Source organism: Cupriavidus sp. SK-3 (assembly GCF_000611145.1).
Classification (GTDB): domain Bacteria; phylum Pseudomonadota; class Gammaproteobacteria; order Burkholderiales; family Burkholderiaceae; genus Cupriavidus.
Genome location: NZ_JFJV02000265.1, coordinates 51,839 through 62,417 on the forward strand (window position 1 = coordinate 51,839; position 10,579 = coordinate 62,417).

Below are 10,579 nucleotides of genomic sequence, written 5' to 3' on the forward strand. Positions count from 1 at the left end.
CCCCGGCCCGGTCGCCTCGCGGCACGCGGCACGCCGGCGCAGCAGACTGCCGCGCCCAGGCCAGCGCGCGCGGGCCTGGCCTGCGGCGACCCGCGCATGGACGCGCAAGTCCAGCTGGCCACGCGCGTCATCGCGCGCAATGTGCCCATCCTGCTCCATGGCGAAACCGGCACGGGCAAGGACGTCTTCGCCAATGCGCTGCATACGGCCAGCCCGGCGGCGCAAGGCGCGTTCGTGGCCATCAATTGCGCGTCCCTGCCGGAATCGCTGATCGAGAGCGAACTGTTCGGCTACCGCGCGGGCGCGTTTACCGGCGCTCAGCGCGAAGGCCGGCGCGGCAAGATCCTCCAGGCCGACGGCGGCACGCTCTTCCTCGACGAGATCGGCGATATGCCGATGGCCTTGCAGGCACGCCTGCTGCGCGTGCTGGAAGAGCGCCGGGTGACACCGCTCGGGTCCGAGACCTCGGCCCGGGTGGATTTCCAACTGATCAGCGCCAGCCATCGCAACCTCGCCGAACTGGTCCACGACGGGCGCTTTCGCGAGGACCTGTTCTACCGGCTAAGCGGCGTCGAACTGCGGCTGCCGCCCTTGCGTGAACGCGCCGACCGGCTGGCCCTGATCCACGCCATCCTGGCCGAGGAAGCCGGCCCGCAGGAAACGCCGCCCACGCTCGCACCCGATGCCGAGCAGGCGCTGATGCGCTACGACTGGCCCGGCAACCTGCGGCAGCTACGCTACGTGCTGCGCACCGCCGTGGCCCTGTGCGACGGCACGCGGCTGACCAGCCGGCAACTCCCTCCGGAAGTCGTGCAAGGCGCGCAACATGCCGCACGCCGCGGCCGGGGAGCCGACGCAGGGGCCAACGCAAGCCAGCCCGCGCAGGAGAGCCTGCCGCCCTTCAACGCCATCCAGCTGAACGAGCGCAAGACCATCCTGGACCTGCTGGAGACGCATCGCTGGAATGTCAGCACCGTCGCCCGCACGCTGCGGGTCAGCCGCAACACGCTGTATCGCAAGATGCACCAGCTCTGCATCGAGATCGCGCGGGAGGCGGCTGCGTCACGGCATGAAGCCGGGGCCTGAGCGCGCGCCCCTTGCGCCATGACAGGTTCTCACCCCACCCTGCCGTGCCCCGCCGGTTGCGGTCCGGCGGCGCAGCGGTATGCCGCCAGATAGATCAGGCAGACAAAGCGATTCGCGAAAGGCCCTCATCCATGCAAACGCTCGAAAAGCCCGGCCACGACACTCATGGCATCAGCCCGTCCGGCGCGGTCCGGATTCACGCCACCGGGCGCCTGCACCTCGGCTTTCTCGACCCGGGTGCATCGCTCGGGCGGCGCTTCGGCAGTCTCGGCTTGTCGATCGGCGGCCCGGCGACCATCCTCGACCTCGGCCCGGCCGCGCAAGACCGGGTCGCCGCAGCGGACCATGCCGCGCGCCAGGAAGTGCCGCGCGTCTCGGCCTGGCTGGAACGGCTCAAGCAAGCCAGCGGCATCCAGCGCCCGCTCGCGGTCCGGCTGCATGAGGTACTGCCGGCGCATGCGGGCTTCGGCTCGGGTACGCAACTGGCGCTGGCCCTGGGCCGCGCATTTTCCGAACTGCACGGCCTGCCGTGGTCGGGCGCCGACATCGCCCGCCTGCTGGACCGTGGAGGCCGCTCCGGCGTGGGCATCGCCGCATTCGAGCGCGGCGGGCTGCTGGTGGACAGCGGCCCGCGTGGCGCGGGCAGCGTGCCGCCGCTGGCGGCGCGGTTCGATTTCCCGGCCGATTGGCGCATCGTACTGCTGCTCGACACCAGCCGCACCGGCCTGCACGGCGCGGCGGAGAAGCAAGCCATGCAAGGGCTGCCGCCCTTTCCGCAAGCGCTGTCCGCCGATCTCTGCCACCGCGTGCTGATGCAGATCCTGCCTGCCGCCGCCGAGCAGGACTTCGCGCCCTTCGCCGAGGGCGTCAATCACCTGCAGCAGGTCATCGGCAACTACTTCGCGGCGGCGCAGGGCGGCGTGTATAGCAGTCCGGCGGTCGGCCACGTGCTGGACCGGATCACGCGGCAGGTCGGCGCAGGCGCTGCCGCCGTCGGGCAAAGCTCGTGGGGGCCGACCGGCTTCGCCATCGTGCCTTCGCAGGCCGCTGCCGAACAGGCGGTGGCAGGCGCCCGCGCGGCCGGACTGCTGGGGCCCTTCCTGGAGGCACGCATCGTCACGGGAGCCAATCGCGGCGCGCAGGTCATGCCATCGGCGCGGCATGAAGCGGGTATCTCAAAGCCGGTGGCTTGTTGCAGTGCGGCGGCGTAGCGAGCGCCCGCCCTATCCCGTATGCGGCGCCTTCTTTGCCTGCTTTCCTGGCGAGACAAGAAAGCAGGTCGCCGCCCCGCGGGGGTGGTGAAACCGCCTTTGACTTCAGGCCTTTGAAGTTGAAGTTGAGCACCTTTGAAGTTGAGCACCTCAGATCACGGAGCCCCCAAAATGGCACGCCCCTGCATCCTGCACATGTTCACCCCCACCCGGCAAGCCAGCCCCTTCGACGTCAACATGGCCATCGACGCCGGCTACGCGCACGTCATCCCCTACGCCGAAGCCGGCCTGGATAGCATCACAGCCCTGACCCAGGACGCCATCTTCTCTCGCGGCCCGAAAGGCGTCGCCAACACGGGTATCTTCATCGGCGGCCGCGACGTGGTGCTGGCCGCGGACATGCTCGACGCGGCCCGCAAGGCCATGGTGCCCCCGTTCGCGGTGTCGGTCTTCGCCGACCCGAGCGGCTCCTATACCACGGCAGCGGCGCTGGTAGCCGCCGTCGAAAGGCAACTGCGCAAAGTGCATCAAACCGACTTCTCCGGCCGCAGGGTACTGGTACTTGGCGGCAGCGGCGCCGTCGGCCGCGTCGCCGGTGCGCTGGCCTCGCAACTCGGCGCGCGCGTCTGGCTATCGAACCGCTCCGGCAGCGAGCAAGCTACCCGCATCAGCCGGGAAACCAACGAACGCTTCAACGCGCAGACCGAAGGCATCCTGATCCGCTCGGCGGACGTGCTGCGGGCTGCACTGGCCGAAGCGGACGTGGTATTCGCCACCGCAAGCGCCGGCGTCCAGGTCGTTGGCGAGGCGGACCGTGCCGCCGCAGGCAAGCTGCTGGTGGCCGCCGACGTCAACGCCGTGCCCCCGGCGGGCATCGCGGGCGTGGACGCCATGGACGACGGCAAACCCATCGGCACCGGCAAGGCCGTGGGCGTAGGCGCGCTCGCCATCGGCAATATCAAGTACCAGGTCCAGCATCGCTTGTTCCTCGCCATGCGCGAAGCCGCCAGGCCGGTCTACCTGGGCGTCCCCGAAGCCATGGCGATGGCGCGCACCGTGGCCGCCGAACTGCCCTGAGCGCCAGGCGCTGGTCCCCACCACCGAACCGAGGCACCCATGCCAAGCACAACGAATGCCCACCCTGCCCGCTCACTCAGCGTCAACGCACTCAGCCAGCCGCTCGTCGCCAGCCTGCTCGACCATCGCGCCGAGTGGCGGCTCTCGGTCTCCGAAGGGCCCATGGGCGTGCGCATCGTCGATGCCGGCGTCGAGACGCGCGGCAGCGTCGAGGCTGGCCTGGCCATCGCCGCCATCTGCATGGGCGGGCTGGGCCAGGTACGGCTGCGGCACGGCGGCGAAGGCTGGCCCACGCATATCGAGGCCAGCAGCGGCCAGCCGGTGCTGGCCTGCCTGGCCAGCCAGTACGCCGGCTGGAGCCTGAGCGCCAGCCAGGAGGAAACCGGCGGCAAGAAGTTCTTCGCGCTGGGCTCCGGCCCCGCGCGCGCGCTCGCCGGCAAGGAAGCGCTGTTCGAGGAACTCGGCTATCGCGACAAGCTCCACGCCGGCGACGGCGGCGCCTGCCTGGTGCTCGAAGTCGACCGCGCGCCGCCGGAGATCGTCATCCGGAAGATCCTGCGGGACTGCGGACTGCAGCCCGGGCAACTGACCGTGATCCTGACGCCGACGGCAAGCCTGGCGGGCACCACGCAGGTGGTCGGCCGCGTGCTGGAGGTGGCGCTGCATAAGGCGCACGTGCTCGGCTTCCCGCTGGACCGCATCGTCGGCGGCAGCGGTGTCGCGCCACTGCCGCCGCCGGGCGCCGATGCCGGCGACGCGATGGGCCGCACCAATGACGCCATCCTGTATGGCGGCAGCGTGCACCTGACGGTCGATGCCGACGACGATGCCGCCCGGGCGCTTGCGCTGGATCTCCCGTCGGCCAGGTCGCGCGACTATGGGCGCCCCTTCGCCGACGTGTTCAAGGAATACGGCTACGACTTCTACCGCATCGACCCGGCCCTGTTCGCCCCCGCCGAAGCATGGGTCAGCAATCTCGCGTCCGGCCGGACCTGGCACTCGGGCGGACTGAACATGGCGCTGCTGCGCGCGCAATGGCTGGTGGAGGCCTGAGATGGCCGCCTCCCTTTCGCGCGGGCCGCTGCGCGTCGCCATCATGACCGACGAAACCGGCTGGCATACCGCCAGGCTTAAGCAGGCGCTGCGCGCACGCGCCTGCGAAGGCCGCTGCGTGAACCTGGCCGATTGCCGGATCGACACCACCTGGGCCTGGCACGGGCTGGTGATACCGGGCTATGGGCGCGGCTTGCCCGACGCCGTGATCGTGCGCGGCCTCGCCTCCGGCAGCTTCGAGCAGGTCACGCTGCGGCTGGGCATCCTGCACGCGCTGCGCGAGTTGGGCGTGCCCGTGTATAACGATGCGCGCGCCATCGAGCGCAGCGTGGACAAGGGCATGACCAGCTTCCTGCTGCATCTGGCCGGCATTCCCACACCCGCGACCTGGGTGAGCGAATCCGCGCCGCAGGCGCAGCGCACGGTGATGCGCGAGAGCGCCGCGGGGCGCGCGCTGGTGCTCAAGCCGCTGTTCGGCTCGCAGGGCAAGGGGCTGCAGCGCATCGGCACGGTGGACGCGGGCCATGCGCCCGTGCCCCTGCCCGCGCTGGCGGCGTACCGGCAGGTGGCCTATCTGCAGCGTTTCGTGCCCTCTCCGGCCGCGCCGGGCAAGCCCGGCTTCGACTGGCGCGTGCTGGTGATCGGTGGACGGGCGGTGGCGGCCATGCGCCGCGTCAGCCAGGGCTGGATCCACAATGTGGCGCAGGGCGCCCGCTGCGAGCATGCCGAGATCACGCCCGCGCTGGCCGCGCTCGCTGTGCGCGCCACCGAGGCGCTTGGCCTCGACTACGCGGGCGTGGATCTCGTTCCCATCGGAGAAGGGGCAGCCACGGATCGCGCCATGGTCATTGAGGTCAATGGCGTGGCAGCCTGGCATGGACTGCAATCGGTTACGGAAGCCGATATCGCCGGCCTGCTCGTCGATGACCTGCTGGCGCGCAAGCTGCCCGCGGCGCGCCACGGAGCCGTGGCGTGAGGGCGGCGCCGGACAACAGCATGGCCGGCAATGCGGCGGCGGCCTTCCTGTGGGCATGCACGCTTGACGTAGCGGTGGCGAAGCCGGGCAATGTCAGCATGGATGCGCCGGGGCACGGCATGAGCGCCGGGCTCTTCCTGGACAGCGCGGCGGCGGCGGTGGCACCGCTGACCGATGGCGCGCTCAGGGTCGGCGAACGCATCGAACAGGCAGTCGCGCAAACGCAGGCGGTTGCCAGGTGCAATACCAATCTTGGCATCCTGCTGCTATGCGCGCCGCTTGCCACCGCCATGGAAGCCGGGCCTCCGCGCGATGCCAGAACGCTTGGCGAGCGGATCGAGGCGGTGCTGGCGGCCCTGACCGTGGCCGATACGGAGGCCGCCTATCGCGCGATCGCGCACGCCATGCCGGCCGGCCTCGGCACGGCGCCGGAGCAGGACGTGGCCACCAGGCCCACGGTGAACCTGCGCGCCGCCATGCACCTGGCCACCATGCGCGATACCGTGGCGCGCCAGTATGCCAACGGCTACGCCGACCTTTTCACGCTCGGGCTGCCGGTGCTGCGCAGGCACCTGGCCGGGCACGGTGCCTGGCACGAGCGGTTGCACCGGGCGGTGACAGCCGTCTATCTCGCTTTTCTTGCGCGCTTCCCGGATTCGCATATCGCGCGCAAGCATGGGCTGCCGGCGGCAAGGCGCGTGAGCAACCAGGCGCGGCTGTTCCACGGGCGCTTCGAGGCGGGCCAGTCCATCGATCCGGAGGAATTCGCGCAATGGGACCGGGAGCTGAAAGCCGCCGGCGTCAACCCAGGTACCAGCGCCGACCTGACGGTGGCCTGCGCGATGATCGCGGGTTGCCTGGATCCGCAGTTATGCGCCATGCCGATCGATCCGCGCCAGCCCGGAATCGGCTAGCGCGCAGCGGCGTGGCACCGGCCTGTTCCGGCGCCACGCCGGAACATACCTAGTCGCTGACGGCGCCGCCCAGCCAGCCGTGCCCTCGATCTTGCGCGCGCGCCAACGCATCCCGGCGCCGCTCTATCGCAACCCCCACCGCGCCAACGTCGTCGAATTTCTTCGGTTTGACGACCACGACCCGCACCCAGTGCGCCCCGAAGTCTTCCAGCAGCAATTGCGCCACGCGCTCGGCAAACGCTTCCAGCAACTGCAGCCGGTGCGTGGCCATCAACTCCCGCAACGCGGTGCGGACCTTGCCGTAGTCGATGGTGTCGCCGATCCGGTCGCTGCTGCAGGCGGCGCTTCGCGGCAGCCCGGCGGTCAGGTCGATGCGCAGCGGCTGCGGCGTGCCCAGCTCGCTAGCGTCGATGCCGATGATCGTCTGCCCTTCGAAGCCCTCGATAAAGATCAGGTCCATCGGGCCGGGGCCGGGGCCGGGGGACAAGGCCGTCGGTGCCGCGCGGGTGTCCATGGATTCCGCCTTCAGCCCCGGCAGCGCGCCGAACTCCGCCGCTTCGGCCTGCCACATCATGTCATCTCGTTTCATCTGCCCTCCGAGCAATGCACTTGCTACCCGCGCGCGGCCGGCGACCACGCTCCGGCGCTGGTCTCGCAAGAAGCAGGCCACACGGGCACACCGGGCGGCGCCCCCCGTGCAAGCGCGGCCCGGCGGGCGGCAGGCGCGGCGCCGGGCTGCGGGACACACGCAGCCGGACGGCACAACCTGTCCCGCCGACGGCGCAGTCAGCGCGGCGCAACACGCAGCCAGGGCCTTGCGGATCAAGGCACCGGCGGCAGGCACGACTCCTGCAATCATTTCAGCCAGATCGATCCCTTAGCGAGCCGCCCGTTGCCCCACCCGGACTCCGAACCATTCGCCGCCCTCGACAGCGGCGACCCCGATGCCCCGGCCCGGACCGGGGGCGCGCCACGCTTCGCCTGGGCTATCACCGGCTCCGGCCATTTCCTCGAAGACAGCCTGGCGCTGGCCGCCGCCCTGCCCGACGTGGATCTGTTCCTGTCGCGCGCGGCCGAGGAAGTGCTGGCGATCTACGGCATCCAGTTGAAGGACCTGAAGGCGCGCTTCCGGGTTTTCCGCGACAAGACCGCCAGCGCGGCGCCGGTCGGCATGTTCTATGCGCGCCGCTACCACACCGCCATCGTCGCGCCGGCCACCAGCAACACCGTCGCCAAATGCGCCGTGGGCATCTCCGACACGCTGCCGACCAATATCCTTGCGCAGGCGGGCAAGCTCGGCATCCCCGGCATCGTGTACGCGTGCGATACCGAGCCGGTGGTGGTGACCAAGGGGCCGGACGGCTGGCTGAAGCTGTATCCCCGCAATATCGAACTGGAGAACGTGGAACGCCTGCGCCGCATCGACCATTGCGAAGTGGTGTGCTCCATCGGCGAGCTGCGGGGCGCACTCGATCAACGACTCAAGGCACTGTCACTGACATGGAACACATCGTCTTCCTGACCGGCCGCCTGGCTGAAAAGGGCCTGGAACGCGTGCTGCGCAGCCTGGAGCCTGCACCGTTTACCTGGGAGATCCGCGAAATCGGCGTGCAGGTGGCCGCGCTGATGACCGCCGACCTGGTGCGCCGCCGCGTGGCCGCGCCGGTGGTGGCGGACCGCATCGTCGTCCCGGGCCGCTGCCGCGGCGACCTGGACGCGCTCTCACTGCACTACGGCATGCCGGTCGAGCGCGGACCGGAAGAACTCAAGGACCTGCCGCAGTTCTTCAACCGCAAGGCCAAGCCGGTCGACCTGTCCCGGCACGATATCGCCATCTTCGCCGAGATCGTCGACGCGCCGCAGCTCGACGTCGAAAGCGTATGCGCGCGGGCGCGCCGGCACCGGGCCGATGGCGCCGACGTGATCGACCTTGGCTGCCTGCCCGCCACGCCGTTCCCGCACCTGGAGGAAACCGTGCGCGCGCTGAAGGCGGACGGCTTCCTGGTCAGCGTGGATTCCATGAATGCGGAAGAACTGGTGCGCGGCGGCAAGGCTGGCGCCGACTACCTGCTCAGCCTGACCCTGGACACCCTGTGGGTGGCGGACGAAGTCGCCTCCACGCCGATCCTGGTACCGCAGCAGCCGGGCGACGAGGCATCGCTGTACGCGGCGGTCGAAGCCATGGAGCGGCGCGGCCGGGCCTATATAGCCGATGCCATCCTCGACCCCATCCCGTTCGGCCTGCTGGCCTCGCTCGGTCGCTACGAGCGGCTGCGCCAGCGCTTTCCCACCGCGCCCATCATGCTCGGCGTGGGCAACCTGACCGAGCTGACCGAGGCGGACACCGGCGGCATCAACGCCATCCTGATGGGCATCGCGGTGGAGCTGCATGCCTCGGCGATCCTGACCACGCAGGTCAGCGGCCATGCGCGCCGCGCCATCCGCGAGGCAGACGTGGCACGCCGGATGATGTACGCCGCGCGCGAGCAGAATGCCCTGCCCAAAGGCATCACCGACCAGATGATGACGCTGCATGCGCGCGAGCCCTACCCCGACACGCCAGAGGAAATCGCGGAAACCGCCAGCGCGATCCGCGACCCGAACTTCCGCGTGCAGGTGTCCGAGCAAGGGATCCACGCCTACAACCGCGACGGCCACCATGTCGCGGCGGACCCTTTCGCGCTCTTTCCCCGCCTGCAGCTGGAGGCCGACGGCAACCATGCCTTCTACATGGGGGTGGAACTGGCCCGCGCGGAAATCGCCTGGCGCCTTGGCAAGCGCTACGTGCAGGACCAGTCGCTGGACTGGGGCTGTGCCGACGAACGCGAACAGCAGGACCTGAGCGAATGGTGCGCCCCGGGCGCCACCATGAAGAAACGGGCCTGAGGACACATGACAGCCATGAGCAACGACGTAATCCACGAAGCCATCGTCACCACCGTCTCGGTGGCCGGTGCGCCGCATATCGCACCGATGGGCGTGCGCTACCAGGGCAGCGGCATCGTACTGATGCCGTTCCGTCCCTCCGCCACCTGCGACAACATCGTCGGCACCGGTACGGCCGTGGTCAACCTGACCACCGACGTGCGCGTCTTCGCCGGCTGCCTCACCGGCCGGCGCCAGTGGCCCACGGTGCCGGCGGAACGGATCCGCGGCGTGCGGCTGGCCAGTGCGCTGAGCCACATTGAACTACGTCTTGCGCAGGAGAGCGGCGACGCAACGCGACCCGCCCTGCGCATGGAGCGCGTGCACGAAGCCCGCCATGGCGATTTTGCCGGTTTCAACCGTGCGCAGGCGGCGGTCATCGAAGGCGCCGTGCTGGTCAGCCGGCTGCATCTGCTGCCGGCCGACAAGATCGCCCGTGAGATGGCCTACCTGCAGATCGCCATCGACAAGACCGCCGGCGCGGCGGAACGCGAAGCATGGCAATGGCTGCTGGACCGCATTGCGGCCTGGCATGCCGGCAGTATCGGCACGCACGCCCCTGGTGCCGCCCCCGAGCCCACCCTGGAGAGAACGCGATGACATCCCTGCTGACCAGCGTACGCAATGTGGAAGAGGCCCTGCAAGCCGCCAGCGCGGGGGCCGACCTGATCGACCTGAAAGAGCCGAAGGCCGGCGCGCTCGGCGCGCTGCCGGCGCAAACCGTGCTGGAGGTGGTCGGCGCGATGCGCGCGCGCTGGCCCGGACGCCTGCTGAGCGCGACGATCGGCGACCTGGCGCCAGCCGAGCATGCCGTCATGATGCTGATGGCCAACACCATCGGCAAATGCGGTGTCGATTACGTCAAGGTGGGCGTGGCGCCCGGCGAGCATGCGCGCGAGGCCTTGCGGCGGCTGGCTGCCCTGCCGTGGCAGGTGGTGCCGGTGTTCCTGGCGGACCATGGGCTGGACCTGAAGCTGGTTGAAGAGGCCTGCGGGATGGGGTTCCCGGCGGTGATGGCCGATACGGCGGGCAAGCAGGCGGGCAGCCTGTTCGATTGCGTCGATATGGCTGCGCTTGCCGCCATGACCGGGATGGCGCGGCGCCGGGGCGTCAAGGTTGGCCTGGCCGGTTCCCTGCAGCTCGAACATCTGCCCCGGCTGCACACGCTGGCGCCGGACTTTGCCGGCTTCCGGGGCGCGCTGTGCGACGGTGGCCGCGCCGGACGGCTCGATCCACGGAAGGTGGCCGCGTTGCGGGCTGGCTTGCACCCGGCGGCTGCGCCGGAGCCGCAGCCGGCCTGAGCCTACCCGCCGCCTGCCGCGCCGGCGCGCAGCAAC

Annotated in this window: 10 protein-coding genes and 1 pseudogene; 10 read left to right on the plus strand and 1 reads right to left on the minus strand. The window is 70.2% G+C overall.

Annotation, left to right across the window (positions count from 1 at the left end; all coding sequences use genetic code 11):
* From CF70_RS38375 to CF70_RS29015, 6 genes and pseudogenes are all read left to right on the plus strand, one after another.
* A pseudogene (locus CF70_RS38375) lies at positions 1-1,086 on the plus strand (sigma-54-dependent Fis family transcriptional regulator); the annotation flags it as partial.
* 131 nt (positions 1,087-1,217) lie between these two features.
* Positions 1,218-2,297 (plus strand): beta-ribofuranosylaminobenzene 5'-phosphate synthase family protein, encoded by a 1,080-nt coding sequence (locus tag CF70_RS28995; RefSeq protein ID WP_051649174.1) that lies wholly within the window; start codon positions 1,218-1,220, stop codon positions 2,295-2,297.
* Positions 2,298-2,468: 171 nt separating this feature from the next.
* The gene (locus CF70_RS29000) at positions 2,469-3,374 is read left to right on the plus strand and encodes an NAD(P)-dependent methylenetetrahydromethanopterin dehydrogenase (RefSeq protein WP_035873527.1); all 906 of its coding nucleotides are present in this window, start codon (positions 2,469-2,471) and stop codon (positions 3,372-3,374) included.
* A 39-nt stretch (positions 3,375-3,413) separates the two neighbouring features.
* Complete coding sequence (mch, locus tag CF70_RS29005; protein ID WP_035873529.1) at positions 3,414-4,427, plus strand: methenyltetrahydromethanopterin cyclohydrolase; 1,014 nt, start codon at positions 3,414-3,416, stop codon at positions 4,425-4,427.
* A gap of 1 nt (position 4,428) precedes the next feature.
* Positions 4,429-5,403, plus strand: a complete 975-nt coding sequence (locus CF70_RS29010; protein ID WP_035873532.1) for an ATP-grasp domain-containing protein — start codon at positions 4,429-4,431, stop codon at positions 5,401-5,403.
* Positions 5,404-5,423: 20 nt separating this feature from the next.
* Positions 5,424-6,317 carry a triphosphoribosyl-dephospho-CoA synthase gene (locus CF70_RS29015; protein ID WP_035873586.1) on the plus strand — a complete coding sequence of 298 codons (894 nt, stop codon included), beginning with the start codon at positions 5,424-5,426 and terminating at the stop codon, positions 6,315-6,317.
* 49 nt (positions 6,318-6,366) lie between these two features.
* On the opposite strand, the gene CF70_RS29020 is transcribed toward CF70_RS29015, so the two are convergent.
* Positions 6,367-6,831, minus strand: coding sequence for a dihydroneopterin aldolase (locus CF70_RS29020; protein WP_235185253.1), 465 nt, complete (start codon positions 6,829-6,831; stop codon positions 6,367-6,369).
* Positions 6,832-7,209: 378 nt separating this feature from the next.
* Between CF70_RS29020 and CF70_RS29025 the strand changes: the two genes are divergently transcribed.
* From CF70_RS29025 to CF70_RS29040, 4 genes are read left to right on the plus strand one after another with little or no spacing between them, the layout of a single operon-like run.
* Complete coding sequence (locus CF70_RS29025) at positions 7,210-7,839, plus strand: flavoprotein (RefSeq protein WP_035873534.1); 630 nt, start codon at positions 7,210-7,212, stop codon at positions 7,837-7,839.
* The gene (locus tag CF70_RS29030; RefSeq protein ID WP_035873536.1) at positions 7,818-9,203 is read left to right on the plus strand and encodes a DUF6513 domain-containing protein; all 1,386 of its coding nucleotides are present in this window, start codon (positions 7,818-7,820) and stop codon (positions 9,201-9,203) included. The genes CF70_RS29025 and CF70_RS29030 overlap by 22 nt, the downstream gene beginning before the upstream one ends.
* Positions 9,204-9,218: 15 nt before the next feature.
* Positions 9,219-9,842 (plus strand): DUF447 domain-containing protein, encoded by a 624-nt coding sequence (locus tag CF70_RS29035; protein WP_035873538.1) that lies wholly within the window; start codon positions 9,219-9,221, stop codon positions 9,840-9,842.
* Positions 9,839-10,543 (plus strand): (5-formylfuran-3-yl)methyl phosphate synthase, encoded by a 705-nt coding sequence (locus CF70_RS29040; protein ID WP_035873540.1) that lies wholly within the window; start codon positions 9,839-9,841, stop codon positions 10,541-10,543. Before CF70_RS29035 ends, CF70_RS29040 begins: the two co-directional genes overlap by 4 nt.
* Positions 10,544-10,579 lie beyond the last annotated feature (36 nt).

What these genes read in the sequence shown, in the direction of transcription:
- CF70_RS28995 (WP_051649174.1), top strand. Translation starts at nt 1,218, where the DNA reads ATGCAAACGCTCGAAAAGCCCGGCCACGACACTCATGGCATCAGCCCG.
- CF70_RS29000 (WP_035873527.1), top strand. Translation starts at nt 2,469, where the DNA reads ATGGCACGCCCCTGCATCCTGCACATGTTCACCCCCACCCGGCAAGCC.
- mch (WP_035873529.1), top strand. Translation starts at nt 3,414, where the DNA reads ATGCCAAGCACAACGAATGCCCACCCTGCCCGCTCACTCAGCGTCAAC.
- CF70_RS29010 (WP_035873532.1), top strand. Translation starts at nt 4,429, where the DNA reads ATGGCCGCCTCCCTTTCGCGCGGGCCGCTGCGCGTCGCCATCATGACC.
- CF70_RS29015 (WP_035873586.1), top strand. Translation starts at nt 5,424, where the DNA reads ATGGCCGGCAATGCGGCGGCGGCCTTCCTGTGGGCATGCACGCTTGAC.
- CF70_RS29020 (WP_235185253.1), bottom strand. Translation starts at nt 6,831, where the DNA reads ATGGACACCCGCGCGGCACCGACGGCCTTGTCCCCCGGCCCCGGCCCC.
- CF70_RS29030 (WP_035873536.1), top strand. Translation starts at nt 7,818, where the DNA reads ATGGAACACATCGTCTTCCTGACCGGCCGCCTGGCTGAAAAGGGCCTG.
- CF70_RS29035 (WP_035873538.1), top strand. Translation starts at nt 9,219, where the DNA reads ATGAGCAACGACGTAATCCACGAAGCCATCGTCACCACCGTCTCGGTG.
- CF70_RS29040 (WP_035873540.1), top strand. Translation starts at nt 9,839, where the DNA reads ATGACATCCCTGCTGACCAGCGTACGCAATGTGGAAGAGGCCCTGCAA.